Source organism: Bradyrhizobium genosp. L, from assembly GCF_015624485.1.
Classification (GTDB): Bacteria; Pseudomonadota; Alphaproteobacteria; order Rhizobiales; family Xanthobacteraceae; genus Bradyrhizobium.
Genome location: NZ_CP061378.1, coordinates 3,466,055 through 3,488,891 on the forward strand (window position 1 = coordinate 3,466,055; position 22,837 = coordinate 3,488,891).

Annotated in this window: 31 protein-coding genes; 18 read left to right on the forward strand and 13 right to left on the reverse strand. The window is 64.4% G+C overall.

Annotated features, from left to right (window positions below; all coding sequences use genetic code 11):
• The first annotated feature begins 66 nt into the window (after positions 1–66).
• Entirely contained in the window at positions 67–465 is a 399-nt protein-coding gene (locus tag IC762_RS16185) for a PaaI family thioesterase (RefSeq protein ID WP_195789762.1), read from the forward strand.
• A 140-nt stretch (positions 466–605) separates the two neighbouring features.
• Complete coding sequence (locus tag IC762_RS16190) at positions 606–1,235, forward strand: GNAT family N-acetyltransferase (protein WP_195789763.1); 630 nt, start codon at positions 606–608, stop codon at positions 1,233–1,235.
• Between the two features lie 150 nt (positions 1,236–1,385).
• Here IC762_RS16190 and IC762_RS16195 read toward each other — a convergent pair whose 3' ends face one another.
• The 3 genes from IC762_RS16195 to IC762_RS16205 all read right to left on the reverse strand — a co-directional run bounded on the left by IC762_RS16195 (position 1,386) and on the right by IC762_RS16205 (position 2,779).
• A complete protein-coding gene (locus IC762_RS16195; protein ID WP_195789764.1) occupies positions 1,386–1,694 on the reverse strand; it encodes a hypothetical protein in 309 nt (102 codons plus the stop codon).
• Between the two features lie 89 nt (positions 1,695–1,783).
• Positions 1,784–2,083 carry a putative quinol monooxygenase gene (locus tag IC762_RS16200; protein WP_176531724.1) on the reverse strand — a complete coding sequence of 100 codons (300 nt, stop codon included), beginning with the start codon at positions 2,081–2,083 and terminating at the stop codon, positions 1,784–1,786.
• Between the two features lie 12 nt (positions 2,084–2,095).
• Positions 2,096–2,779, reverse strand: a complete 684-nt coding sequence (locus tag IC762_RS16205) for a DUF2161 domain-containing phosphodiesterase (protein WP_195789765.1) — start codon at positions 2,777–2,779, stop codon at positions 2,096–2,098.
• A 141-nt stretch (positions 2,780–2,920) separates the two neighbouring features.
• Here IC762_RS16205 and IC762_RS16210 point away from each other — a divergent pair, with 141 nt between their 5' ends.
• Genes IC762_RS16210 through IC762_RS16220 form a run of 3 tightly spaced genes read left to right on the forward strand, consistent with a single transcriptional unit; the run spans position 2,921 to position 4,828 of the window.
• Complete coding sequence (locus IC762_RS16210; protein WP_195789766.1) at positions 2,921–3,265, forward strand: GrlR family regulatory protein; 345 nt, start codon at positions 2,921–2,923, stop codon at positions 3,263–3,265.
• An 8-nt stretch (positions 3,266–3,273) separates the two neighbouring features.
• The gene (locus IC762_RS16215) at positions 3,274–3,969 is read left to right on the forward strand and encodes a hypothetical protein (RefSeq protein ID WP_195789767.1); all 696 of its coding nucleotides are present in this window, start codon (positions 3,274–3,276) and stop codon (positions 3,967–3,969) included.
• A gap of 55 nt (positions 3,970–4,024) precedes the next feature.
• On the forward strand, positions 4,025–4,828 hold the full coding sequence (locus IC762_RS16220; protein WP_246801585.1) for a dienelactone hydrolase family protein: 804 nt from the start codon (positions 4,025–4,027) through the stop codon (positions 4,826–4,828).
• 33 nt (positions 4,829–4,861) lie between these two features.
• Here IC762_RS16220 and IC762_RS16225 read toward each other — a convergent pair whose 3' ends face one another.
• Positions 4,862–5,542 carry an SDR family oxidoreductase gene (locus tag IC762_RS16225; RefSeq protein WP_195789768.1) on the reverse strand — a complete coding sequence of 227 codons (681 nt, stop codon included), beginning with the start codon at positions 5,540–5,542 and terminating at the stop codon, positions 4,862–4,864.
• Positions 5,543–5,666: 124 nt separating this feature from the next.
• On the opposite strand from IC762_RS16225, the gene IC762_RS16230 reads away from it, so the two are divergent.
• Complete coding sequence (locus IC762_RS16230; RefSeq protein WP_195789769.1) at positions 5,667–6,368, forward strand: SGNH/GDSL hydrolase family protein; 702 nt, start codon at positions 5,667–5,669, stop codon at positions 6,366–6,368.
• Positions 6,369–6,489: 121 nt separating this feature from the next.
• Positions 6,490–6,696 (forward strand): hypothetical protein, encoded by a 207-nt coding sequence (locus tag IC762_RS16235; RefSeq protein ID WP_038375209.1) that lies wholly within the window; start codon positions 6,490–6,492, stop codon positions 6,694–6,696.
• A 4-nt stretch (positions 6,697–6,700) separates the two neighbouring features.
• Here the strand turns inward: IC762_RS16235 and IC762_RS16240 are convergent, their stop codons facing one another.
• Positions 6,701–7,444: a tyrosine-protein phosphatase gene (locus IC762_RS16240; RefSeq protein ID WP_195789771.1), complete on the reverse strand. Its 744-nt coding sequence runs from the start codon at positions 7,442–7,444 to the stop codon at positions 6,701–6,703.
• A 205-nt stretch (positions 7,445–7,649) separates the two neighbouring features.
• Complete coding sequence (locus IC762_RS16245) at positions 7,650–7,850, reverse strand: DUF2735 domain-containing protein (RefSeq protein ID WP_195789772.1); 201 nt, start codon at positions 7,848–7,850, stop codon at positions 7,650–7,652.
• A 539-nt stretch (positions 7,851–8,389) separates the two neighbouring features.
• Here IC762_RS16245 and IC762_RS16250 point away from each other — a divergent pair.
• From IC762_RS16250 to IC762_RS16270, 5 genes are all read left to right on the forward strand, one after another.
• Positions 8,390–9,424: a glutamine synthetase beta-grasp domain-containing protein gene (locus IC762_RS16250; RefSeq protein ID WP_195789773.1), complete on the forward strand. Its 1,035-nt coding sequence runs from the start codon at positions 8,390–8,392 to the stop codon at positions 9,422–9,424.
• 178 nt (positions 9,425–9,602) lie between these two features.
• On the forward strand, positions 9,603–10,307 hold the full coding sequence (locus tag IC762_RS16255) for a GrlR family regulatory protein (protein ID WP_195789774.1): 705 nt from the start codon (positions 9,603–9,605) through the stop codon (positions 10,305–10,307).
• A gap of 5 nt (positions 10,308–10,312) precedes the next feature.
• Positions 10,313–10,999, forward strand: coding sequence for a substrate-binding domain-containing protein (locus tag IC762_RS16260; protein WP_195789775.1), 687 nt, complete (start codon positions 10,313–10,315; stop codon positions 10,997–10,999).
• 32 nt (positions 11,000–11,031) lie between these two features.
• Positions 11,032–11,850 carry a tetratricopeptide repeat protein gene (locus IC762_RS16265; RefSeq protein WP_195789776.1) on the forward strand — a complete coding sequence of 273 codons (819 nt, stop codon included), beginning with the start codon at positions 11,032–11,034 and terminating at the stop codon, positions 11,848–11,850.
• 65 nt (positions 11,851–11,915) lie between these two features.
• A complete protein-coding gene (locus IC762_RS16270; RefSeq protein WP_016843021.1) occupies positions 11,916–12,065 on the forward strand; it encodes a hypothetical protein in 150 nt (49 codons plus the stop codon).
• Positions 12,066–12,180: 115 nt separating this feature from the next.
• On the opposite strand, the gene IC762_RS16275 is transcribed toward IC762_RS16270, so the two are convergent.
• Positions 12,181–12,624, reverse strand: a complete 444-nt coding sequence (locus IC762_RS16275; protein WP_195789777.1) for a DMT family transporter — start codon at positions 12,622–12,624, stop codon at positions 12,181–12,183.
• A gap of 158 nt (positions 12,625–12,782) precedes the next feature.
• Here IC762_RS16275 and IC762_RS16280 point away from each other — a divergent pair, with 158 nt between their 5' ends.
• A complete protein-coding gene (locus IC762_RS16280) occupies positions 12,783–14,405 on the forward strand; it encodes an ABC-F family ATP-binding cassette domain-containing protein (protein ID WP_195789778.1) in 1,623 nt (540 codons plus the stop codon).
• Positions 14,406–14,623: 218 nt separating this feature from the next.
• Here the strand turns inward: IC762_RS16280 and IC762_RS16285 are convergent, their stop codons facing one another.
• Both IC762_RS16285 and IC762_RS16290 read right to left on the reverse strand, forming a co-directional pair.
• Entirely contained in the window at positions 14,624–15,268 is a 645-nt protein-coding gene (locus IC762_RS16285; RefSeq protein WP_195789779.1) for a DapH/DapD/GlmU-related protein, read from the reverse strand.
• Between the two features lie 61 nt (positions 15,269–15,329).
• Positions 15,330–16,172 carry a dienelactone hydrolase family protein gene (locus IC762_RS16290; protein WP_246801586.1) on the reverse strand — a complete coding sequence of 281 codons (843 nt, stop codon included), beginning with the start codon at positions 16,170–16,172 and terminating at the stop codon, positions 15,330–15,332.
• 182 nt (positions 16,173–16,354) lie between these two features.
• On the opposite strand from IC762_RS16290, the gene IC762_RS16295 reads away from it, so the two are divergent.
• Positions 16,355–17,230 carry an MBL fold metallo-hydrolase gene (locus IC762_RS16295; protein ID WP_195789781.1) on the forward strand — a complete coding sequence of 292 codons (876 nt, stop codon included), beginning with the start codon at positions 16,355–16,357 and terminating at the stop codon, positions 17,228–17,230.
• 15 nt (positions 17,231–17,245) lie between these two features.
• Here the strand turns inward: IC762_RS16295 and IC762_RS16300 are convergent, their stop codons facing one another.
• From IC762_RS16300 to IC762_RS16310, 3 genes are read right to left on the reverse strand one after another with little or no spacing between them, the layout of a single operon-like run.
• Positions 17,246–17,593, reverse strand: coding sequence for a hypothetical protein (locus IC762_RS16300; RefSeq protein ID WP_195789782.1), 348 nt, complete (start codon positions 17,591–17,593; stop codon positions 17,246–17,248).
• An 11-nt stretch (positions 17,594–17,604) separates the two neighbouring features.
• Complete coding sequence (locus IC762_RS16305; RefSeq protein WP_195789783.1) at positions 17,605–17,907, reverse strand: PilZ domain-containing protein; 303 nt, start codon at positions 17,905–17,907, stop codon at positions 17,605–17,607.
• Positions 17,907–18,932, reverse strand: coding sequence for a DUF2336 domain-containing protein (locus IC762_RS16310; protein ID WP_195789784.1), 1,026 nt, complete (start codon positions 18,930–18,932; stop codon positions 17,907–17,909). Before IC762_RS16310 ends, IC762_RS16305 begins: the two co-directional genes overlap by 1 nt.
• A 393-nt stretch (positions 18,933–19,325) precedes the next feature.
• Between IC762_RS16310 and IC762_RS16315 the strand changes: the two genes are divergently transcribed.
• A complete protein-coding gene (locus tag IC762_RS16315) occupies positions 19,326–20,270 on the forward strand; it encodes a helix-turn-helix domain-containing protein (protein WP_195789785.1) in 945 nt (314 codons plus the stop codon).
• Between the two features lie 114 nt (positions 20,271–20,384).
• The gene (locus IC762_RS16320) at positions 20,385–20,630 is read left to right on the forward strand and encodes a hypothetical protein (protein WP_195790154.1); all 246 of its coding nucleotides are present in this window, start codon (positions 20,385–20,387) and stop codon (positions 20,628–20,630) included.
• Between the two features lie 75 nt (positions 20,631–20,705).
• Here the strand turns inward: IC762_RS16320 and IC762_RS16325 are convergent, their stop codons facing one another.
• Positions 20,706–20,954: a hypothetical protein gene (locus IC762_RS16325; RefSeq protein ID WP_195789786.1), complete on the reverse strand. Its 249-nt coding sequence runs from the start codon at positions 20,952–20,954 to the stop codon at positions 20,706–20,708.
• Between the two features lie 152 nt (positions 20,955–21,106).
• On the opposite strand from IC762_RS16325, the gene IC762_RS16330 reads away from it, so the two are divergent.
• Both IC762_RS16330 and IC762_RS16335 read left to right on the forward strand, forming a co-directional pair.
• Complete coding sequence (locus IC762_RS16330) at positions 21,107–21,784, forward strand: nitroreductase (protein ID WP_195789787.1); 678 nt, start codon at positions 21,107–21,109, stop codon at positions 21,782–21,784.
• 32 nt (positions 21,785–21,816) lie between these two features.
• The gene (locus tag IC762_RS16335) at positions 21,817–22,722 is read left to right on the forward strand and encodes an alpha/beta hydrolase family protein (RefSeq protein ID WP_195789788.1); all 906 of its coding nucleotides are present in this window, start codon (positions 21,817–21,819) and stop codon (positions 22,720–22,722) included.
• Positions 22,723–22,837: the final 115 nt, after the last annotated feature.

Genomic DNA, 22,837 nt, shown 5'->3' on the forward strand with positions numbered 1-22,837 from the left:
TGCGAAGAAGCGATGGATGCGCGGGTCAAGCCCGCGCATGACAGCAGAGGAAACCGGGGAATACGAATGACGCCGCTCGAAAAGATCCAGTCGATGAAGATGCCGTTTGCGGAACTGAAGGGCGTGACCTTCACCGCGGCCGACAAGGACAAAGTGGTGGCGAAGATGGTGGTGCGGCCGGAGCTCTGCACCCTCAATCACACCATCCATGGCGGCGCGGTGATGGCGTTCGCGGATTCGGTCGGCGCCGCCGCCACCGTGATCAACCTGCCGGAGGACGCCAAGGGGACCACGACGCTGGAGAGCAAGACCAACTTCATCGGCGGCGCCAGGGAGGGAACCAGCCTCATCGCGACGGCGACGCCGGTCCACCGGGGTCGGAGGACCCAAGTTTGGCAGACGCGATTGGAAACCGAGGACGGCAAACTCGTTGCGGTGGTGACCCAGACACAATTGGTATTATGATAGAGGATTGATGTGATTTCCCAATCACCTCATGGGCTAATTAAATGAATCTAGATACTTGAATTATATGTTGCGATGCACAATATAGCAGTTGCTAGGGACTCGACGCCTCCTCGAGGGCTACCAAGAGGAGTTATGAAATGAACTATGAAACCATCCGTTCGACGCCGATCCGAGGCACTGTGCGGACGTTGAGCCAGCAGGAGGAGCTTCCTCTGCTGCGCGATCATCTGTTGAGACTGGACCGAACCAGCCGTCATGATCGTTTTCATGGCTTCATCGACGACAGTTTCATCCGCCGCTATGCCGAGCGCTGCGCCAATGACGGTACCGTCATCATCGCCTATTTCGAGGACGGCGTGGTTCGCGGCGCGGCCGAGCTGCATCCGCCGGAGCAGTCGCCCGATGCGCAGCCGGAAATCGCCTTCAGCGTGGAGCGGTCGGTGCGGCGCAAGGGCGTCGGCAGCATCCTGTTCCGCAAGCTGATCGCGGAGGCGCACGCCAAGGGTTACACCAACCTGCGCATCACCACCGGCGCACAGAACGACGCGATGCGGGCGCTCGCCACCAAGTTCGGCGCGCACCTGACCTTCCGTCACGGCGAATCCACCGGCAGCATCGACCTGTCGGAGCAGAGCCAGGCCGAGCCGGCGCTGCCGGCCACAGCCGGCATGGTCACGCCGGCCGAAGCGGCTCGTGCGTTGGTCGACATCAACCGCGCCTACTGGCGGATGGTGATACAGATGTCCGGCTGGGGCCGCGCGGCATAGAGCGTTTTCGAGCGAAGCGGATACCGGTTCGCGTGAAGAAAACGCGTCAAAACAAAAAGCTAGGGCTTTCCTAACCGGATGGTTCAAAAGCAAAAAGGGCAATCCGCTCAGCGGATTGCCCTTTTATTTTGAGCAATTGGGTCGCGCGCTTCAGGTACCGGTGCGCTTGGTCGGCAGAATGCGGCGGACCACGCGGCGCTCGACCACGACGGAACGCTGCGCGCCCTGTTCGCCGGCGATCACGCGGGTCGCGATGCCGGTGCGGGCGCTGACGCGCGCGGTCTTTTTCACCTCGGCGAGCACCTCGTCGTAAGGCAGGCCCATCAAGGCCGAGGCGATCTCGGCCTGGCCCTCGACGTCATCGGTGATGCCGATGGCCGCGAAGATTGCCTCTTCCAGCGTCGGCGGGTCGTGCCGCACGCGCCTTGTGCCGTACTTGGTATTCCAGTCGCCGCTCATCGCCGCCTCGTCATTGAATCGCGGATGATACGTAAGGTGCCTAATGTTGCATTGCAATATGAATGTGGCGTGGCAATCCAGCCATGCAACTAGAGTCTCTCAATCTTGTGAGCGTCGTAAAGTTCGATGGTCGTCGCGGCTGCCGCAAGCGACTGCAGCGAACGGACGAAGTCGCGCGAGGCCGGCACCGCGAAATGTGCGGCCAGCGCGGCGCGATCGGCCCATTGCTCGAAAAACACCAGGCGGAGCGGATTCTCGCAGTCGACCTGCACCGCATGCGAGATGCAGCCCGGCTCGGTGCGCGAGCGGTGCACATGTTCGAGGCTCAGCCGCCGCACCTCGTCAAAACTGTCGGGGCGGGCGGTCACGCTGCCGGTGACGACGATCATGGCATCTCCTTTCTAGGATACGGCTTGCACTCCCGAAATATCGACCGGCTGCTGCGGCCAACGTTTCAATGCGGCACGGCCGGCATCGGTCAATACATAGATGCCGCGCTCGGCGCGATCGAACCAGCCATAGACGTTGTGCAGCAGGATCTTGCCGGCATCGGGACTGACCGCGCGCAAGTCGCGCACGCGCTGTGGGCCGCCTGACAGCGCCGACGCGCAGGCCAGTGCCTGCTGGCGATAGGCGGTCATGATCGGCGCGCGGGTCGAGCCCCCCTCGACCGGATCGCCCTTGCGCTTCCGATGCTCGGCGATCAGCCGCGAGCGCTTCTTCGGATCGCGCCGCGGCGCTGCGGTCGGCGGCTTCACCAGCACCTCGACGTCACCGGTCGCGGTCACGCCGAGCATGCCGAAGCCGAGCCGCCGGCACAGATTGCGGTAGCGCGCGTCGCTCTCGCGGCCCTTGCCGCGGAGCGAAATCCTGGCCGCGATCCAGACCTCGTCGGCAGCTCCGGCGCGGTCGACCGCCTGCAGGATCAGCTCGAGATTGAAGGCGAGCTTGAGTTCCCCGATCACGACCACGGGCGGATCGCCATCGCCCAGCGCCACCAGGTCGCAGCCGCCGATCTCGCCCTTGACCGTGAAGCCAAGCTTTTCGAGGAAGCGTTTGACGGGCAGATAAAGCGCGGTTTCCAACGGCAGGGCTCCAGCGGCCTTTGGCCGCGACTCAAGTCGCAGCAAGCATAGCCCGAAATACCCCCGTCCGACCCGGGTGGAATTTGCCCTCGCCACAGTCAAGCGGCTATTGTCCGCGAGGGACAAGGCGCGACCATTTGCATGATCCGGAACGGGCTCTATCACATCACCGTCGAATTCCTTGACGGCGTCACTGGCGGCAACCAGGGCGTCATGGTGCTGCGCGACGGCCAGATTCGTGGCGGCGACTCGTTCTTCTATGCCCATGGCAGCTACACCGCCGATAACGGCAAGTGGAAGGGCGAGGTGACCAATCAGGAGCACTCGCCGACATATGGCGAGCGGCCGGTGTGGGAACGCAAGGTCGTCACCATCGGATTCACCGGCACCTACACGGACGAGGCGGCCGAAGGCGACGGCATCGCGCTGGCCGGCAAGCAGAGCATCCGCTTCAAATCGAAGCTGCGGCTGCTGATCCCGGACTGAGCGCGCCGATGCAGACCGGGCTCCACAAGATCGAAGTCGACAGTCCGCGCGGTTTCGCCCGTGGCGTGCTGATGGCGCGCGACGGCAGGGTGTTCGGCGGCAACGGCGGCTACGCCTTTGCGGGCGCCGTCTCCGGATCAGATAGCGAGCCTGCGATCGAGATTGCCACCGTGCTGCGCAATGTCGGCGGCAACTACGCGCCGATCGACGGCGTGGCGCCGATCGCATTGAAGGGCCGACGCGACGGCGCCTCGTTCCGTTTCAGGGGCGTCACGCCGCTGCTCGGCGGCGATGTCACTGTTGTTGCGATGGCATTGAGCGAGGAGGCGGCGCCGCCGGCGCGCCCGAGCGGTCCTGATGGCATCGTCAACGGCCTCTATTCGCTGACCATCCGCATGCTCGACGGCATCGGCGGCAGCAATACCGGCCTGATGCTGCTCCACGATGGCAGCATTCGCGGCGGCGACGCGTTGTTCGATTACCTCGGCGCCTATCAGAGCGCCGGCGGCCGCTGGAAGGGCGAACTGATCAATCACGAGCACACGCCGAGCCGGGGCGAGCGTCCGGTATTCGGCGGCAAGGAAGTCGGTATCGGCTTCTCCGGCAGCTATGACGCATCAGGCGCGCAGGGCGAAGCCACGGCGCTCGCCGGGAAACGCAGCATCCGCTTTCACGCGGTGCTGAAGAAGCTCGTCGCGATCTAGCGCAGCAATTGCTGGTATGCCAATGTGGCGGTGTACCAAATCCGGGGAGGTCAGCATGCGAGCGCACATCACGAACATAGTGGGAGCAATTTGCGCCATCGCGATGGTCGCGAGCGCACACGCCGCGGTCAAGGAAGAGCCGGTCACCTATTCGGACGGCCAGACCACGATGAAGGGCTTCGTCGTCTATGACGACGCCACCCAGGCCAAGCGGCCCGGCATCGTGATGGTGCATGAATGGTGGGGCATCACCCCGCATATCCACAACGAGGCGCGGAAGTTCGCGGAGCAGGGCTACGTCGCCTTCATTGCGGACATGTACGGCGACGCCAAGACCGCCGACAATCCGAAGGACGCCGGCGCGCTCTCGGGATCGGTGATGAAGGACCCGAAGGCGATGGAGTCGCGCTTCAACGCCGCGCGCGAGCAACTCGCCAAGCAGGCCGCGGTCAATCCGCAGCGGATCGGCGCCGTCGGCTACTGCTTCGGCGGCGCGGTGGTGCTGAACATGGCGCGCACCGGCGCCGATCTCGCCGCGGTCGCGGGCTTTCACGCATCGCTTGGTCTGAACACCCCAGCGCCGGCGCCGGGAACCGTCAAAGCGAAGATCCTCATCCTGAACGGCGCCGACGACCCGTTCGTGAAGCGCGAGCAGTATGATGCGCTCAAGAAGGATTTCGACGCTGCGAAGGCCGATTATCGGATCATCGAGTATCCCGGCGCGGTGCACGCGTTCACGAACCCCGAAGCCACCGAGCTCGGCAAGAAGTTCAATCTGCCGCTCAGATACGACGCCAAGGCCGATCAGGAATCGAAGGCCGAAGCCGCCAAGCTGTTTGCCGCAACCCTTCAGAAATAAGCGGGACGCCGCGCTCTTCGAAGTCCGCGCGCCTCAAACGCGCCCGTTCACCGGTAGCAGCGCGCCGGTGACGGCGCTTGCGGCGTCGCTTGAGAGGAACAGGATCACTTCGGCGAGCTCCTTCGGCGTCACCCATTTGGCGATGTCGGCTTTCGGCATCGCGGCGCGGTTGGCCGGGGTGTCGATGGTCGAGGGCAGCACGGCGTTGACGGTGACCTTGCCCTTGAGCTCGGCGGCGAGCGACTCGGTGAGGCGGTGCACGCCGGCCTTCGAGGCGGCATAGGGGCCCATGCCCGATGCGGCCTGCAGCGCGCCCAGCGCGCCGATGTTGATGATACGCCCGGCGCCGGACCTGGTGAGATACGGTATCGCCGCGTGCGACGTGTTGAACGCGGTCATCACGTTCATCGCGTACATGCGCTGCCACGTCTTCGGATCGCCGTCGCTGATCGCCTCGAAGACAAAGCCGCCGGCGATGTTGATCAGTGCGTCGAGCCGGCCGAAATGCGCGGCCACCTTGTCGATAGCGGCCCTGGCTTGCGCCGTGTCGGTGAGATCGACGCCGCCAAGCTCGATGCGGTCCGCCGTTGCCGGCACGGACGACGCAGCATGATCGATCCCGGCGACGCGCGCGCCGCGTGCGAGAGCCTCCGCTGCGACGACCTTGCCGAGCGCGCCGAGGGCGCCGGTGATGACGATGGCTTTTCCGTTCATGGTGGTCTCCGAACCCGCAACACGCAGACGCCCACTATGATCAGGCAGATTTCATTTGCAATGCCGCGGATTTCGCTTCCTACTGCGCGTATTCCCTTGTTCGTTCACCCCAAGGATGTCTGCGATGCCAGCGCCCCGGCCATGCGACATGCATCTCGATATCGTCAAGTTCCGATACGGATTGCCTCACCTGGCGCAAGCGCTCAAGCGTGAACGCAAGATCAAGATCGTCGCGCTCGGATCGTCATCGACCGCGGGGGCCGACAATATCCTGCCATTCCCGCCGCGGCTGGAGCTCGCGTGGCGAAGCCAGAAACAGTCCTTTGGCCGGATGATCGACGTGATCAACCGCGGGATCGGCGGGCAGGAGGCGCCGGAAGAATTCTCGCGCATCGAATCCGATGTCATCGCTGAAGCGCCGGTGATGGTGATCTGGCAGGTCGGCACCAACGCCGTGTACAAGAACTACAACTTCGATCAGGTGCAGGCGACATTCGAGGCGGGGCTCGACGTGCTCGCCGGGCTGCCGCTCGACGTCGTGGTGATGGATTCGCAGTACACCCCGGCGATCATCGGCACGGCGGACCTGCTCAAGCTCGCCAACCAGTTCATGTCGATGATTGCCGAGGTCACTGCGAGCAGGAAGGTCAATCTGTTCCGCCGCTTTGCGCTGATGAAGCAATGGGTCGACGGCGGAATTCCGCTTTCCGAACTCGACGACGGTGCGCAGGAGCACCTCCATACGAGCGAGTGGGCGACCGATTGTGTGACTCAATCCTTGCTCGGCGCGATCAACGATGCCGTGGCGCGCGATGCGATCACGTAACGATGATTACGTAAGACTACGGGGTAGGCCGCGTTCGGTAAAATTTGCAGCAGTTCTGTAAGTCGTTCGCAGAACGCTTTCCCTTAGAAGCGAAACTTCCAATCAAGCAGGGGGTTTTGTGATGGGAAATCTTCCGGACCACGGTTTACCGCTTGTTCAGCTTAAGGAGCAGCGGCGCGATCTCGTGGTGGCGCTGCAGAATCGCAACGGACCGGTGGGCAGCTGGGAATTGATGCAGATCGCGGCGATCCAGCAGGCGATCTCGGCGTTCGAGGATGTGATCGCCGATCTCGATGCGGAGCTTGAGCTCGAAGCCGCGGCCGCCTGATCAATCAGGCCTGCAGATAACGGCCATCGAGCGCCTTGCGCTCAGCCGGACCGAGTCCGAGGCCGTCTCGGAAATAGCCGTCGAGGCTGCCGTACTCGGCATCGATCGCCTCGAACGCGGCCTCGAGGAATCCGGCCCGCACGGTGCCGAGCACCTGCCTGATGTCGTCGGGAAGCTCGCTGGTTGCGGACGGATCGCGTTTGTAGAACTGGTTGGTCAGGAGATAGTCGTCGGCGATCACCTGATCGGGCACGCCGAGCACATGCAGGATCAGCGCGCAGGCAAAGCCGGTGCGGTCCTTGCCGGCGGTGCAGTGGATCACCAGCGGCGCGCGATCCTCGAGCAGATGGGCGAACAGCGTGCGATAGCGCTCGGTGTTGTCCTGCACATAGCCGCGATAGGATTCCCGCATCACGTCGATCGCATCGGCTTCCTCGAGTTGACGGTGACCGGCGATCGCGCGCAGCGAAGCCACGACGGTCGGCTCGACCGGGAGCGAGTGCACGGTGACGTCGGCCATGCCGCACAGCGCCTCCGCGCGTTCGGCTGTGCCGCGGAAATCGAACGCGCTTTTGACCCCGAGCCCGCGCACGATGGCGACATCCGCGTCGGTCAGATGTGCCAGATGGTTGGAGCGGAAGATCTGCCGCCAGCGCACGGTCCGGCCGTCCCGGGTCTGATAGCCGCCGAGATCGCGAAAATTGCTGGCGCCGGCGAGATTGAGGTGACGGGCAGGGGCATCGGACATCGGCAGACCTGTTGCAGCGGATGAGTCTCGCGCAAGCTCTATAACCGGCCTGTCCGGGGGAGAATATGACTTATGGCGGGGCCGCTATTCGCGCCGTGGCGCGATCGTTGTGGGGCGCAATGAAAAAAGGGCCGAAACGCTGGTTCCGGCCCTTCTTATTGCTCTGAAGCCTGATGGCTCGATGTCACGCTTCGCTGCGTCGGCATTAGTGGTCCCGGCCCGGCTTGGCGTCTTCGATCGCTGCCTGATGATACCAGCTTTCGCTGCACAGCGAGGTTTCGAGCCCGGCTGCCAGCTCCAGTGCCGTGCGCACCTCGCCGTAACGGCGTCCGCCGAGAGCCGCACGGCCCCCCGCCGGGAATTGATAGATCTTGGCAGATCCCTGATTTTGGCCTGTGGTGATCATGTTCGAAATCTCCTTCGTCGAACGCGAGCCCTCCATGGTGCGCCCGACTCCTTCGTGTGCGGTTACCAATTGGGATATCGGCCTGAGCCCGACCGGGTGCAAGTTGACTAAGAAGCAGCCACAATCTGTCTAATCCGTAGGCAAATCCGAACGTGCCTCCTGCGAGGCAGTATGCAGATGACCAACGCTTGAGCCGGCACAGTGGTTGCTGGATGAGCGCGAGCGGGACACCAACCGTCACATGGCACTGCCGCGGCTTTAATCGGCGGCTGCCGTTGTGGCCGGATTTGCTGGAGAATCAGGCGGTCGAGGCAGCAGAAAGCGGATTTCCTCCGCCGCCGGCGCATGCCAGCCGCGCTGCTTTGTCGCAGCGAAAAATGCCATGACCACTGTGGACATCCGCGAGAAGGGTGGGTGCCGCAGCGCAGCGACTGGCATTTTAATTGCTTAGTAAGATCCGGCCGATGGTGGCCGGGTAGCGTGCGGCGACCGACTGGCTTTCGGTTCCTCACGGTTTTCATCATCAACAGAGAGGTTCAATGACCAAGTACAAGCTCGAGTATATCTGGCTCGACGGATATACGCCGACGCCGAGCCTGCGCGGTAAGACGCAGATCAAGGAATTCGCGTCGTTTCCGACCCTCGAACAGCTCCCGCTGTGGGGCTTCGACGGTTCGTCCACCAATCAGGCTGAAGGCCACAGCTCTGACTGCGTGCTGAAGCCGGTCGCCTGCTATGCGGACGGCGCGCGCGAGAACGGCGTGCTGGTGATGTGCGAAGTGATGATGCCCGACGGCAAGACGCCGCACGTCTCCAACAAGCGCGCCACCATCCTGGACGACGAAGGCGCCTGGTTCGGCTTCGAGCAGGAATATTTCTTCTACAAGGACGGCCGTCCGCTCGGCTTCCCGGGTGAGGGCTATCCGGCCCCGCAGGGTCCGTACTACACCGGCGTCGGCTACAAGAACGTCGGCAGCGTCGCCCGCAAGATCGTGGAAGAGCATCTCAACCTCTGCCTGACCGCCGGTATCAACCACGAAGGCATCAACGCCGAGGTGGCGAAGGGCCAGTGGGAATTCCAGATCTTCGGCAAGGGGTCCAAGACCGCGGCCGACCAGATGTGGATGGCCCGCTATCTGATGCTGCGCCTGACCGAGAGCTACGGCATCGACATCGAATTCCACTGCAAGCCGCTTGGCGACACCGACTGGAACGGCTCGGGCATGCACGCCAACTTCTCGACCAAGTTCATGCGCGAAGTCGGCGGCAAGGAGTATTTCGAGCAACTGATGGCGGCGTTCGACAAGAACCTGATGGACCACATCGCCGTCTACGGGCCGGACAACGACAAGCGTCTGACCGGCAAGCACGAGACCGCGCCGTGGAACAAGTTCAGCTACGGCATCGCCGACCGCGGCGCTTCGATCCGCGTTCCGCACTCCTTCATCAACAACAACTACAAGGGCTATCTGGAAGACCGTCGTCCGAACTCGCAAGGCGACCCCTACCAGATCGCTTCCCAGATCCTGAAGACGATCTCCGAGGTGCCGACCGGCGCCAAGGCAGCTGCGTAACGGGGCTGCGGCCGGACCGTCCGGCCCTGCAATCAGGTCCGCCAGGGCGACAGCCCCGGCGGACTTTTTGCATTTTAACGACATTGTTTGGCCGGGAGCAGGTGCCGAAACCGGTTTCGCGACATTATGAACCGCGCTAGACAACGATAGACATGTTTGGCTGCCGGGGACGCGGCGCTTGTTTGAGGGGTTTTACAAGGTCCGGTTCGAGCTGGGCGGCAATGTCGGCCGCGGCGTGATGTATGTCGGCGACGGCAAGATGCTCGGCGGCAACTCGGCCTTCGCCCATATCGGCAGCTACCAGAAGGACGACGACGGAGTGAGCTGCGAGATCCAGACCGTCCGCCACAACCCCGACCCGAACTACCGCGCCATGGCCGGCACCGACGATGCCACCCTGATCGCCACGGGCCGGCCCGACGGCGGGCTCTACCGCTTCAAGGGCGAGCTGAAGGAATTGCCCGGCGTCCCGTTCCAGTCGGTGATGACACCGATCACCGAGGACGAGATTCCGATCGCCGGCGCCGTCGGCACGGGCGGCATCATCGACGGCCTCTATTCGATCCACATCAGGATGCTCGACGGCGTCGACGGCGGGCTGACCGGCGTGATGCTTATCAACGACGGCCGCATCCTCGGCGGCGATGCGTGCTTCTATTATCTCGGCTCCTACACGTCCGAGAAGGGGCGCTGGAAGGGCCAGATACTCAACCAGGAGCACACCTCGGCCAGGGGCGAGAACCCGGTCTTCGGCGGTCATGAGGTCGGGATCGGCTTTGCCGGCAGATGCGACGAAGCGGGCGCCGTGCTGGAGGCGACCGCGCTTGCCGGCAAGCGCAGCCTGCGCCTCACCGCGGCGCTCAAGCTGATGCGGCGGGCGTGAGCGCAATGGGTGGTTCGGTCCGCGTGCTCTCGACCTTGGCGCTGAAGGGCGCGGTAATGCGGCTCGCCCAAACCTATCAGGCGGCGAGCGGCGTCGCGATCTCTGCGGATTTCGCGCCGACCTTGGCGCTGCTCGCGCGCTTGCGTGGCGGTGAGGTCGCCGATCTCGTGATCCTGACCCGCGAGGGACTCGACGAGATGATCGGCGAGGATCGCGTGGCCGCGGAGAACGCGGTCGATCTGGCGCGCTCCTATGTCGGCCTCGCGGTGAAGGCAGGGGCTGCGCATCTCGATATCGCGACCGAAGCCGCGCTGCGCACGGCGCTGCTCGGTGCGCGGGCGGTGGCGTATTCGCGGCTCGGCGCCAGCGGTATCCTGTTCGCGCAGCTGATCGGGCGCCTCGGCATTGCGGACGCAATCAACGCCCGTGCCGTGATCATCCCGCAGGGATTTACCGCGGAGAAGCTCGTCAGCGGCGAGGCCGATCTGGCGGTCCAGCAGATCAGCGAGCTGAAGCAGGTCGATGGCATCGAGGTCATCGGTCCGATCCCGCTGGCGCTGCAGACGCCGGCAATCTTCTCCGCCGGCCGCATGACGGCATCGCAGCACCACGATGCCGCCGATCATCTGCTGCGCTATTTGTCTTCCGCGGACGTCGCGCCGGTGCTGCGCGAGACCGGCCTCGAGCCTTGAATTTGCCCGCACCGCGACGCAACCTGCCTGCCATGATCAAGCCGCTTCATGCCATCGCCGTCGTCACGCTGCTGGCCGTGCCGGCGCTTGCCCACGCGCAATCGGCCGATCTCGTGCTGTGCGACCGGCTCGCCGCCGATCCCTCCGATCCGGACAAGCCAGCCGATGTGAAGGGAGTGTCCGAGATCGCCGCATCGGACATTGCGACCGCGATCAAGTACTGCGCGGTGGCGGCAAGATCATCGCGCAGGGCGATGTACGAACTCGGCCGCGCCCACGCCGCCAACCGGCAGAGCGCGGAGGCGGCCGCCGCCTGGCGCAAGGCGACTGAGAAGGGCTCGACTGCCGCGATGGTCGAGCTCGGCGTGCACTACGGCACCGGCGCCGGCGTCGCCAAGGACGAGGCGCAGGCGCGCGCCCTGTTCGAGCGTGCAGCACAGGCCGGCAATGCGCGCGGCGTCAGCAATCTCGCGGCGCTCGGCGGCAGCACGGCCTCCGATCCCGTTCGTGCGCGCGAGCTGCTCGGCAAGGCCGCCGAGACCAACGCAGAGGCGCAGTACCAGCTCGGCATGATGCTGGCGGAAGGCAAGGGCGGTCCCCAGGACGATGTCGCCGCGCGGGCGCTGTTCGAGAAGGCCGCCGTGCAAAACCATCCGGGCGCGCTGGAACGGATGGGTGCCTTCGCGCAGGCCGGCCGCGGCGGGCCGAAGGATAGCGATGCGGCAAAGGCCTATTACGAGCGGGCCGCCGCGCTCGGCGACGAGGATGCCAAGAAGGCGCTGGAACGTGCCCGCTGTCCCTATGTCATCAAGGACAAGCGCGGCAATGCGGTGACCAATCTCTGCTTCTGAGCCGATTGGAACGTTCGCTTCGGCGTCATCGTTGACGTCGGACAGGCACGTCCGAGGCTGACGTCATGATCCGCAAGCTACGTTCCGGCGAGTACCGGCTGTATTCCCGCAAGGTCAATCCGAAGACCGGCAAGCGCCGCAATCTCGGCACCTTCAAGTCGCGCGCGGCCGCCGAGAAGCACGAGCGCGACGTGCAGTATTTCAAGCGGCACTAGAGCCTTTCCGGTTCCGATGGAATCGGAACGGGGCTCCAGGTTCTAGTTTTGACGCGTTTTCTTCACGCGAACCGGTTTCCACTTCGCTCGAAAACGCTCTGGCGCGTGCAGCCTGCTAGTCCTTGATCAGCAGCACGCCGCCGATCACGAGGGCGATGCCGATCAGCCGTAACGGCGACACCGGATGCGCCGGCAGCCCGAAGAAGCCGAAATGATCCATCGCGATGCCTGCGATCATCTGGCCGGCGACCACCAGCGCCAGCAGGGTGGCGGCGCCGAGCGAGGGCAGCAGCAGGATCATCAGGAGGATGAACACGCCGCCCAGGATGCCGCCGCTCCAGGCCCACCAAGGCACGGCCGACACCAGCTTCCAGGATGGGACCGGCTCGCGCGTCGCGATCAGCACGATGACCATCATCACGAGCCCGCCGAGATAGCTGACGAGCCCGGCCCAGGCCGGCGAGTTGAGCGCGGCTCTGAGATTGCCGTTCAGGACCTGCTGAACGGCGACGCTGATGCCCGCGCCGAGCGCAAGGAGATAAAGAAGCCAGGTTTGCATGTGACGCCCCAAAGAAGGTTCTGCGAAGTATTCCGGATCGGGCGCCGTTGGCAACGTTCCCAGCACATGCGGGCATCCTGCGAAATGCCATGGAACGGGCTTCCACCGGCGCGCCAGATCGAATAAGAGGCCGCAACCCTCATTTCCCCAGCATTGGCATGATCCGTCTCGACAACGTCTCAAAACAACTCGGCCACCAGATCCTGTTCATCGAAGCTTCCGCCGCGCTCCAGAAGGGCGAGAAGATCGGGCTGGTCGGCCCGAACGGCGCCGGCAAGACTACGCTGTTCCGGATGATCTCCGGCCAGGAAATCCCCGACGAGGGCCAGGTCTCGGTCGATCGCGGCGTATCGATCGGGTATTTCAGCCAGGACGTCGGCGAGATGAGTGGCCGCAGCGCGGTTGCCGAGGTGATGGACGGGGCCGGGCCGGTCAGCGAGGTCGCGGCCGAGCTCCGCGAGCTCGAGGCCGCGATGGCCGACCCCGACAAGGCCGACGAGATGGACGACATCATCGGCCGCTATGGCGAGGTGCAGCACCGCTTCGAGGAACTCGACGGCTACGCGCTGGACGGCCGCGCGCGCGAGGCGCTGTCCGGCCTCGGCTTCAGCCAGGAGATGATGGACGGCGACGTCGGCAAGCTCTCGGGCGGCTGGAAGATGCGGGTGGCGCTGGCGCGCATCCTCCTGATGCGGCCCGACGTGATGCTGCTCGACGAGCCGAGCAACCATCTCGATCTCGAGAGCCTGATCTGGCTCGAGCAATTCCTGAAAGGCTATGAGGGCGCGCTGCTGATGACCTCGCACGACCGCGAGTTCATCAACCGCATCATCAACAAGGTGGTCGAGATCGACGGCGGCCAGCTCACTTCCTATTCCGGCAATTACGAGTTCTACGAGCAGCAGCGCGCGCTGAGCGACAAGCAGCAGCAGGCGCAGTTCGAGCGGCAGCAGGCGATGCTCGCCAAGGAGATCAAGTTCATCGAGCGCTTCAAGGCGCGCGCCTCGCATGCAGCCCAGGTGCAGAGCCGGGTCAAGAAGCTCGACAAGATCGAGCGCGTCGAGCCGCCGCGGCGGCGGCAGACGGTGGCGTTCGAATTCCAGCCGGCGCCGCGCTCTGGCGAGGATGTCGCGAGCCTCAAGAACGTCCACAAGGCCTATGGCAGCAAGCGAATCTATGATGGGCTCGATTTCATGATCCGCCGCCGGGAGCGCTGGTGCGTGATGGGCATCAATGGCGCCGGCAAGTCGACGCTGCTGAAGCTGATCGCGGGCTCAGCCGAGCCCGACGACGGCGCGGTCACCATCGGCGGCAGCGTCAAGATGGGCTATTTTGCCCAGCACGCGATGGATCTGCTCGACGGCGAACGCACCGTGTTCCAGTCGCTGGAGGACGCGTTTCCGCAGGCGGGCCAGGGAAGCTTGCGCGCGCTCGCCGGCTGCTTCGGTTTCTCCGGCGACGATGTCGAGAAGAAGTGCCGGGTGCTGTCGGGCGGCGAGAAGGCGCGGCTGGTGATGGCCAAGATGCTGTTCGATCCGCCGAACTTCCTGGTGCTGGACGAGCCGACCAACCATCTCGACCTCGCCACCAAGGAGATGCTGATCAATGCGCTCGCCGAGTTCGAGGGCACCATGCTGTTCGTGTCGCACGACCGGCATTTCCTTGCCGCGCTCTCCAACCGCGTGCTGGAGCTGACGCCGGAGGGCATCCACCAGTTTGGCGGCGGCTACACCGAGTATGTCGCCCGCACCGGCCAGGAAGCACCGGGGTTGCGGAGCTAGAGCCACGCGACTTCGGCGATGAAATTGCAATGCAATTTTGCGCTGAAGTGAAGAAGCAAGGTACTCGCGGCCAAAACAGCGAAAACAACCCCATGCAAAGGAGCAGGCGCTCGCCAGCACTCCGAAAGCGCTTGACGCGTCGGGCAACTCAGTCGTATATTTTCACTATTCCGAAATCGCGCAGATAGGCACGGCAGCAAGCGCTGAGGCTGGCGGAACTAGTCGACGCTGCGTTCGAACCCCCAGCGCGCGCAAAAGGCCTCGACGTCACCGGACTGGAATTCCGGCAGCCGTTCCCAGATCATCTCCACCGGCCAATTCCACCAGGCGATCTCCGACAGCGCGGCCGCGATGGTGCGGCTGAAGCGTTCCTTGATCTGCCGGGCCGGCACGCCGCCGACAATCGTGTAAGGCGCGACGTCCCGCGAGACCACCGCGCCGGCGGCGAGCACGGCGCCGTCGCCGACGGTCACGCCGGGCAGCACGATGACGCCATGGCCGATCCAGACGTCGTTGCCGATCACGACGCGATCGGCGCGCCGGTCCCCGAAGAAGCGGTGATCTCGCTGAGCAGAGGCCGTGTAATATTCCGGGCAGTAGGTGAAGCGGTGCTGCGACGGCCGCTCCAGCGGATGGTTCGGCGCGCCAATCCGGACCTGCGCTGCGATCGCGCAGAATTTGCCGATCTGCGCATCGCCGACGATGCAGCCGCTGGCGAGGTAGGAGAAGTCGCCGAGCTCGGTGTATTCCAGCGCGGTGTTGCCGAGGATTTCGCAGCACCGGCCGATCGTCACGTCCCGCAGTTTCACCGTCGGCTCGACGACGGTTTCGGCAAGCTTGGGGCGTGGCTTTGAATCGGTCATGTCATTTGTCTCGCTGGTGGTGAGCGGTCGTAACTATCACGCCATAAGGGAAGGGAGCGCCCTACGGCTTCAGGGCATCGACGGCGGCGATGGCCCTGACCATCGCATCCTTGAGCGCCGCGGCGTTGGCGGGGACGGACTGCCTTCGGCGCCCTGGATCGTCGAAATCATGCGTCGCGCCCGGATAAAGCGTGACGTCGATCTTGCTGCCGGCAGCGATGGATCGTTGCGCGACCTCCTGGCAGCGCTCGGGCGATACTTCCTCGTCGTCGGAGCCGAGCAGCATGGTGATCGGGGCGGCGGAGGTCAGCGTCTGCACCAGCAGGGCGGCGGGTCCGCAGCCCGGATAGAAGGCGAGCGCGGCGCGAAAGCCCGACGTCGCCTTGCCCTGCCGCTGCATCACGTTCAGCGCGGTGCTGCCGCCGTTCGACCAGCCCTGCAGGAAGATGCGGTCGTGGACGATATCTTGCTGGCCGCGCAGCCAGGCCAGCGCGCCCTCGGCGTCGAGCGGCCGCACCGTCTTTTCGTTGACATCGTCGCGATCCGCATCGCCGTGGGTGAAGCGGCCGAAACCATGGGCCTTGCCGCGCGGCCCAAAACTGTCCGGCAGCAGTGCGAAATAGCCGTGGTCCGCCCAATATTGTCCCCACATCAGGTGCCGCCTCGACAGGCCGTTGGCGTTGCAGTCGGCCGACGGGCTCGCCCGCGACACCAGCGTGCAGTCCTTGTTGACGTTGAGCGAGTAGGGGCCGCCACGTCCGTGCAGCAGCACGATCGCGGGATGCGGTCCCGGCGCCGGCGGCCTGAACAGATAGCCGACGAGCTCGGTCTTGCCGTCCGCGCTTGGGAAATACACGGTGTCGGGAGCGGCCACGGCCGCCGCGCTCGGCAAGGCGGTCAGCATCAGAACAACGGCTCGAATTGCGCGCCTGGACATTGCTGCAGCATGGATGGCATTTCGGATGAATTTGCGACAGCGGCCGCCCAATAGCAATGCAAAGCCGCATGGCGCGCTGCGTCGTGTTCGGCTTGTGAGGTGCACCACCGCCCGTTACGCTTCGAAAAAAGAGCGGGAGCGAGACGGCCATGAAGCAGCTCAGGATCGGCGACATCACGATCGACGCGGTGATCGAGCGGGAAGGCCCCTGGCGGCGGCCGCAGGATTTCTTCCCGGCTTATGATGATGCCGTGTTCAAGCATCATCTGAAGACCATGGAGCCCGAGGTGTTCGACGCCGACCGCGGCATGATGGTGATCACCTATCAAACCTTCGTGGTGCGCACGCCGCGCTACACCATCCTGGTCGACACCTGCACCGGCGAGGACAAGGGGCACCCGCCGCCGTTCGATTTCCCCGGCAAGGAGCGCTGGCGCAACGAGCTGTTCGCCCTCGGCATCTCCTTCGAGCAGATCGACTACGTGTTCTGTACCCATCTGCATATCGACCACACCGGCTGGAACACCACGCTGCGTGACGGCCGCTGGGTGCCGACGTTTCCCAACGCGAAATACGTCTTCCACAAGCGCGAATACGCGGCCTGGGAGGCCGAGAGCGCCAAGGGCGCCAATCCGCCCGGCACCGTGTTCCGCGACAATTGCCTGCCGATCGTCGAGGCCGGGCAGGCGCTTCTGGTCGACGACGATTATGCGCTCGACGACACCGTCACGCTGACGCCGACGCCGGGCCATTCGCCCTGCCATTGCTGCGTCAACATCGTCTCGAAGGGCCAGCGCGCGGTGGTCGCCGGCGATCTCATGCATCATGCGATCCAGTGCCGCGAGGTCGAATGGTCGGCCAAGCCGGACTGGGACCCGAAACAGTCGGCGATATCGCGGCGGAAGTTCTTTGCGTCCGTCGCCGAAACCGACACGCTGATCCTGCCGATCCATTTCCCAACCCCGACGGTCGGCCTGATCAAGGCGGATGGCGACCGCTTCGACTATCGGTTCAAACGAGGGTAGGGTGACAATCGGCGCTCAGCGCTTCGGCGCGACCTCCCTGAACGCCAGCACCAGCGGCCGCTCGAGCTTGCCCTTTATGTCGAGCAGGATGTCGTAGGCCCTTTCCCTCTGCATGGTCGGCTTGTAGGCCCGCTGCTCGATCAGCGCGGCGGCAGCGCGCGTACGGCACGGAACCTGGGTGAGGAAGCGTTCAAGCTCGCTGCAAAGCCGGTGTGCGAGATCCTCGTTAATTTCAAACTTCGCGAGGCTGCCGGCGCAGTCGATCTCGAGGATCGCGCGCATCGGTTCCGTCGATTTCGTCGTGACGGCGATATCGGTTGCTCTCTGCATGGTCATGTCATCACACCTTTCCGGCCGCATCATGTCGCCGATCCTCACGCCGGAATCACCGGCCGGCCCTTCTTCCTTTTTTCTTCGATGAACCGCACGCCGACCTCCATGCCGTCGACACGGATCAGTTCGCAGCGGCGGAAGGCCAGTCCCCGTGACGAGAGGATCAGGAAGAACTCTTGCGCCTTCAGCACGTCGAGCGTTCCATCGACCTCGAGCCGGGCGCCGCTCTGGGAGATGTCGAGCAGCACGCAGCCGCGCCGCCACGTGCCGTCGACGCCCATCAGGTTCACCGGATGCCGATGTTCGAGCCGAACACGCTCCGACTTTCGATCGCCGTACGTCATCAGGACCGTCCCATGGCAGCAAGCGGCTTGTTCGCCAAGTCGCTGATCGAGCCAAACCGGAGCACGCGCTGGGCATTCGATAACGGAAGCGCTTCGAACATCTCCCTGGCGTCGTCGAGCTGCTGCTGCGAGGCCGACGGCGCCTGCTTGCGATGCCGGACGATGGCCGATGTCGTGTTCCAGTTCAGCCGCGCCGCACGGCAGGCGACGACGAGCCCCCTGATATCGACGGCTTCCAGCAGCGGTGCGATGGCCTCGGTCGGAACGGACGCGAGATGCGCCAGCGCGGCGACGACATTGTGGTACTCGCCCCTGACCGCAAAGCGGTTGACGCTGGAATCGTTGAGCTGGCCGGCATTGTTGAGCGCCATGACGGCAGCCTTCGCCTCGGTATAGTCGATGGCGACAGGCGGCTTGGCCGCGGCGTGCGCCGCGCTGGCACCGATCGCGGTGCGTATTGTGTCGTGCGACGCCAGCGGCGCGATCCTGAGCAGGCGGTTCTGCAGACGCGGCGTGCATCGCGCGACGAAAGCGCCGAGCGCACCGGACGGCAGGTCGCCACGCAGCACCAGCGCGCAGGCGATGTCCTCGTCGCGCTCCGCATTGTCCATCAGCATCTCGATACCCGCCCGCGAGAATTTGGCGCCGGGATTGCCCGCCAGCGTGCGAAGCACGTTGCTGTCGCCGCGCATCAGCAGGATGTCGGTGACCTCCGGGCTGATGGCGGTTCGGTTTGCGATGGCGCCGAGATGCGCCTCGGCGCGCGTCCAGGCGAGATCGGCCAGATCTCGGTCGTCGATCCCTGCGCATTTGCTCAGGATCGGCCCGGCGACGTCGGCATCCTCATGATGGGCGAGCCGCCGCGCGAGCTCGCGCGGCACGGAACGCGCGTCGGCCAGCGAGCGGCTGAGCATGGTCAGCGTCCGCAGTTCGACGTCGTCCATCAGGCGCACGAGGACGTCGTCGAACACGCCGATGTGGTGCTCGTTGAGCCGGTGAGCGTCTTCGAGAAAAAGGCCAGCCACCTGCCGCAAGATCCGTGCACGACGGTTTGGCGGGCCTGCTCTCAAAACATGATCAAGCTCTGCAATAAGGCCAGTCGAAGCAATGGCAGTCATAGCGGTCCCAATATGTCCGCGACAGGGAACCTGCTCCGTTCCCAACGCCAAGTCTGGGCCGCGTCTCTTAATTCCGTTTTTAGAATTGATGGGGGTATAGGCGTCGTTGATGCGCTAAACGTCGCAATTGCTATCGAAAATCGGCAGTGCCCGTAGTTTTGCGGGTTTGTCTAAGTCAGTAAATCAGGCGCAACTGTCTGTATTGGGTCGGTGGGACGATTCGCTGATGGAGTTTCAATAATATCGATGGGGCCGGCAGCACGCCGCGCCGACCAGGGCTGATTCTCAAGATCATTTCAGATGAACAATCCTTCGGCGGCGCCGTTGCTGGTGCCGAGAGTTTTTCGGTTCGACGATATCGATCGGTTTCGGAGCTCGATCAGGAACCTGAACGTTGATTTCACGCCGCTTGCGCGGAAGATTTCGGCTGAGCAGGTGATCGTGAGCCTGCCGGAGTGCGACCTCAACGTCACCCAGTCGTTTCCGCGTATCGTCGATGCGCAATTCGCGCCCGGCACCACGGTGATTGGATTCACCATGGACGACGGCGTTCCGATCCGGTTCAACGGCGCCGAGCGCGACCGCGCGGTGATCGTGCTCGGCAGCGGCGGCGCCTTCTACACCACGGTGGAGAAGACGCCGCGCCAGTACGTCTCGATCGTCTTCACGCCCGAGATTCTCGATCGCGGCTGGCCCAGCTCCGCGGTCAAGTTCAGCATCTACGAGATCAGCCAGCCGGCGCAGGATCGGTTGCGCGCGGTGGTCCGCCAGGCCCTGCTGGTGGCATCGCAACCGGAGGCGGCCGTCGACGTCGTCGCGGTCGGCATCGCGATCAGGGAATCCCTGCTCGAGGCCATCGATCAGGCCTTCGTCGAGATGGTGCCGGCCAAGTGGGCGACGCGGGTCAACCTGACGCGGCAGTTCAAGGTCTTCAACGACGCGAGGGCCGTGCTCGCCGGCAATGTCGCGCATCCGATCTACAGCGGCGAGCTGGCGCGGCAGATCGGCGTGTCCGTGCGCACGCTGCATGATGCGATCCAGCGCTACCGGGGCATGAGCCTGCACCGCTATCTGCGGCTGCGGCGGCTCTGGCTGGTGCGCCAGCATCTCTTGACCGGCGCGCATAGCGTCAAGGCGGCGGCCTTGGCCTATGGCTTCTGGCATCTGAGCGACTTCTCGCGCAGCTACCGTTCGCAGTTCGGGGAAGCGCCGTCGGAGACGCTGGCGGCATCCCGCGCGCACTGATCCGGTATGGGGGCAGGTCGTCCTCGCCTCGATGAGATTCCGTAACCATAGGTCTGAACGGATTTTTAACGGCCGCCGGAGAGGCTCTGGTTGATCCACAACAGGGTACCGGCGATGCATCCCCGGCGATTTGCGCGTGTTCGTCCGACAGGTTGCGTATCGAGCCTGGTCAAGCTTCAGCTTGAGCCGAAGGCGCCCCTGATCGAATGCCGCCTGGTGGACTATTCAGCGGGGGGCGCCTGTCTGGAGTTTACCAAGCCGACCCAGCTGCCCGAACGTTTCGAAATGTTTCACGGCAACACCAAGAAGCGCTGCCGCCGGGTCTGGAGCAGGGGCGTGCGCGTCGGCGTTTCGTTTTAGAGCTTTTTCCGTTCCGATGGAATCGGAACGGAGGCTGTCCCTGATCGACGGTCGCGGAAGCTGCCGCCGCGGGCGTCAGGCGCCGCTCTGGCACTTCTTCATGAACGAGGTCTTGGCGGCGCCGGCAAGCTTCTTGCCGTCGGAGCCCACCGCCTTGGTTTCGCAGGCATCCGTCGTGCACTTCTTCATGAACGAGGTCTTCGCGGCGCCGGCCAGCGGCTTGCCGTCCTTGCCGACGGCCTTGCTGTCACAGGTGGCATCCTGTGCGAAGGCCGTGCCGGCCGCAAAGGTCGCGATCACGGCAGCCAAGAAAATCCGCTTCATCTGGGTTTCTCCCTAGGTCAAACCAGTGCGTGGATTGGATATCGGATTCTTGGCCCGATCAAGTTCCCATGGCGGATTTTGGCTATAAAATGCCGGGCAGGCCGTCGAAAATTCTGCATCCGGCCACGGAACAAAACGGAGGACGCTGGGAAATGGAATTCGAGACGCTGGTCGAGACACGCAAAAGCGTGCGCGGGTTCAAGAAGCAGCCGGTCTCGCGGGCAACCATCGAGGAGATCATCGCGGTCGCCAAGCGCGCGCCGTCCTCGATGAACACCCAGCCCTGGCACGTCCACGTCCTGACCGGGGCGCCGCTCGAGGAGGTGCGCCGCCGCAACATGGAGGAGATGGTCGCCGGCGCCAAGGCGAAGCGCGACATCGTCAGCCATGGCGAATACCAGGGCGTGCATCGCGGCCGCCAGGTCGACATCGCCAAGAAGCTGTTCGGCGCGATGGGGATCGCCCGCGACGACAAGCCGATGCGGCAGGACTGGGTGCTGCGTGGTTTCCGCCAGTTCGACGCGCCGGTCTCGCTGGTCCTGACCTACGACCGGGTACTCGACCCCGGCGCGGTCTGCCATTTCGACCTCGGCGCGCTCTGCTACGGCATCGTGCTGGCGGCATGGGACCGCGGGCTCGGCAGCGTGATCAACGGCCAGGGCATCATGCGCTCCGACATCGTGCGTGAGGTGGCCGAGATCCCCGAGGACGAGGTGATCATGACCTGCGTCGCGATGGGCTATCCCGACGACGACTTTGCCGCCAACGCGGTGCGATCGGATCGCGAGGCCAACAGCGATTTTGTCCGTTACGTCGGCTTTGCCGACTGAAGCAGCGGGGCGAAGCGATGCGACAGTGCCAGATGCTCCGCATCGTGTGCGCGGCGGCGCTGTTCGCCTTCGCTGGCTCAGTCGAGCAGGGTCGGGCAGAAGGCGTACGGCTCGATGAAATGCAGATTCTGGTGCCGAATTTCGGAATGCCCGGAGGCGGCATCGTCGTGCTCGATGCGATCGTGCTGCGGCCCGATGACGGGCAGCCGCATCCGCTCGCGATGATCAACCACGGCTCGCCGCGCTCGGCGGAGGACCGGCCTTCGATGAGCCCGTACGGGATGTGGGCGCAGGCGGCCGAGTTCGCGCGGCGCGGCTGGGTTGCGGTGGCCGTCCTGCGCCGCGGCTATGGTGCGTCGAAAGTCGGTTGGGCCGAGACCTACGGGCCTTGCGGCAATCCCGATTACGAGCACGCCGGGCGCGCCGGCGCGGGCGACATCGCGGCTGCCGCCGTCTACATGATGAAGCAGCCCTATGTCAGCCACAGCAAGTATATCAGCGTCGGCCGGTCGGCCGGCGGCTTTGCAACGGTGGCGTTGGCGGGGCGATCGACGAGCCTCGGTGCTGCCATCGTGTTCGCGCCGGGACGTGGATCGAGCGGCCCCGACAAGGTGTGCAACGAGGACAAGCTGGTCGAGGCGTTCGCGCAGTTTGGTCGGTTGTCGCGCATTCCCTTGCTTTGGGTGTCGGCCAAGAACGACCATTTCTTCGGACCGCGATTGGTCACCCGGATGACAAGCGCGTTCACCCAGGCCGGTGGCAACCTGACGCTGGTTCGCACGCCGTCATTCGGCAACGACGGACATGATCTGTTCAGTGAAGACGGGACCGCGATCTGGGCGCCGATCGTCGACCACTTCCTCAGGGAAAACGGCCTCGCACAACGCGATCAATTGCTCGACATGCCACCACGGCCGGCACAATTGCGCGGCCGCTAACCGCACCGCGGGATATTGTATTCCGTTTCATGAAACGCGCGCGCTCGTGAAGCGGCGCGCGTGCATTTTGCTGTTTTCACCGTGTCAAAATGCGTTACTGCTGCTTTGAAAACAA

What these genes read in the sequence shown, in the direction of transcription:
- IC762_RS16235 (WP_038375209.1), top strand. Translation starts at nt 6,490, where the DNA reads ATGGGAAATCTTCCGGACCACGGTTTACCGCTTGTTCAGCTTAAGGAG.
- IC762_RS16220 (WP_246801585.1), top strand. Translation starts at nt 4,025, where the DNA reads ATGCGAGCGCACATCACGAACATAGTGGGAGCAATTTGCGCCATCGCG.
- IC762_RS16300 (WP_195789782.1), bottom strand. Translation starts at nt 17,593, where the DNA reads ATGATGCGGCCGGAAAGGTGTGATGACATGACCATGCAGAGAGCAACC.
- IC762_RS16335 (WP_195789788.1), top strand. Translation starts at nt 21,817, where the DNA reads ATGCTCCGCATCGTGTGCGCGGCGGCGCTGTTCGCCTTCGCTGGCTCA.
- IC762_RS16260 (WP_195789775.1), top strand. Translation starts at nt 10,313, where the DNA reads ATGGGTGGTTCGGTCCGCGTGCTCTCGACCTTGGCGCTGAAGGGCGCG.
- IC762_RS16210 (WP_195789766.1), top strand. Translation starts at nt 2,921, where the DNA reads ATGATCCGGAACGGGCTCTATCACATCACCGTCGAATTCCTTGACGGC.
- IC762_RS16320 (WP_195790154.1), top strand. Translation starts at nt 20,385, where the DNA reads ATGCATCCCCGGCGATTTGCGCGTGTTCGTCCGACAGGTTGCGTATCG.
- IC762_RS16290 (WP_246801586.1), bottom strand. Translation starts at nt 16,172, where the DNA reads ATGCTGACCGCCTTGCCGAGCGCGGCGGCCGTGGCCGCTCCCGACACC.
- IC762_RS16285 (WP_195789779.1), bottom strand. Translation starts at nt 15,268, where the DNA reads ATGACCGATTCAAAGCCACGCCCCAAGCTTGCCGAAACCGTCGTCGAG.
- IC762_RS16250 (WP_195789773.1), top strand. Translation starts at nt 8,390, where the DNA reads ATGACCAAGTACAAGCTCGAGTATATCTGGCTCGACGGATATACGCCG.
- IC762_RS16305 (WP_195789783.1), bottom strand. Translation starts at nt 17,907, where the DNA reads ATGACGTACGGCGATCGAAAGTCGGAGCGTGTTCGGCTCGAACATCGG.
- IC762_RS16185 (WP_195789762.1), top strand. Translation starts at nt 67, where the DNA reads ATGACGCCGCTCGAAAAGATCCAGTCGATGAAGATGCCGTTTGCGGAA.
- IC762_RS16190 (WP_195789763.1), top strand. Translation starts at nt 606, where the DNA reads ATGAACTATGAAACCATCCGTTCGACGCCGATCCGAGGCACTGTGCGG.
- IC762_RS16315 (WP_195789785.1), top strand. Translation starts at nt 19,326, where the DNA reads ATGAACAATCCTTCGGCGGCGCCGTTGCTGGTGCCGAGAGTTTTTCGG.
- IC762_RS16270 (WP_016843021.1), top strand. Translation starts at nt 11,916, where the DNA reads ATGATCCGCAAGCTACGTTCCGGCGAGTACCGGCTGTATTCCCGCAAG.
- IC762_RS16280 (WP_195789778.1), top strand. Translation starts at nt 12,783, where the DNA reads ATGATCCGTCTCGACAACGTCTCAAAACAACTCGGCCACCAGATCCTG.
- IC762_RS16245 (WP_195789772.1), bottom strand. Translation starts at nt 7,850, where the DNA reads ATGATCACCACAGGCCAAAATCAGGGATCTGCCAAGATCTATCAATTC.
- IC762_RS16275 (WP_195789777.1), bottom strand. Translation starts at nt 12,624, where the DNA reads ATGCAAACCTGGCTTCTTTATCTCCTTGCGCTCGGCGCGGGCATCAGC.
- IC762_RS16265 (WP_195789776.1), top strand. Translation starts at nt 11,032, where the DNA reads ATGATCAAGCCGCTTCATGCCATCGCCGTCGTCACGCTGCTGGCCGTG.
- IC762_RS16225 (WP_195789768.1), bottom strand. Translation starts at nt 5,542, where the DNA reads ATGAACGGAAAAGCCATCGTCATCACCGGCGCCCTCGGCGCGCTCGGC.
- IC762_RS16200 (WP_176531724.1), bottom strand. Translation starts at nt 2,083, where the DNA reads ATGATCGTCGTCACCGGCAGCGTGACCGCCCGCCCCGACAGTTTTGAC.
- IC762_RS16325 (WP_195789786.1), bottom strand. Translation starts at nt 20,954, where the DNA reads ATGAAGCGGATTTTCTTGGCTGCCGTGATCGCGACCTTTGCGGCCGGC.
- IC762_RS16240 (WP_195789771.1), bottom strand. Translation starts at nt 7,444, where the DNA reads ATGTCCGATGCCCCTGCCCGTCACCTCAATCTCGCCGGCGCCAGCAAT.
- IC762_RS16215 (WP_195789767.1), top strand. Translation starts at nt 3,274, where the DNA reads ATGCAGACCGGGCTCCACAAGATCGAAGTCGACAGTCCGCGCGGTTTC.
- IC762_RS16330 (WP_195789787.1), top strand. Translation starts at nt 21,107, where the DNA reads ATGGAATTCGAGACGCTGGTCGAGACACGCAAAAGCGTGCGCGGGTTC.
- IC762_RS16295 (WP_195789781.1), top strand. Translation starts at nt 16,355, where the DNA reads ATGAAGCAGCTCAGGATCGGCGACATCACGATCGACGCGGTGATCGAG.
- IC762_RS16195 (WP_195789764.1), bottom strand. Translation starts at nt 1,694, where the DNA reads ATGAGCGGCGACTGGAATACCAAGTACGGCACAAGGCGCGTGCGGCAC.
- IC762_RS16230 (WP_195789769.1), top strand. Translation starts at nt 5,667, where the DNA reads ATGCCAGCGCCCCGGCCATGCGACATGCATCTCGATATCGTCAAGTTC.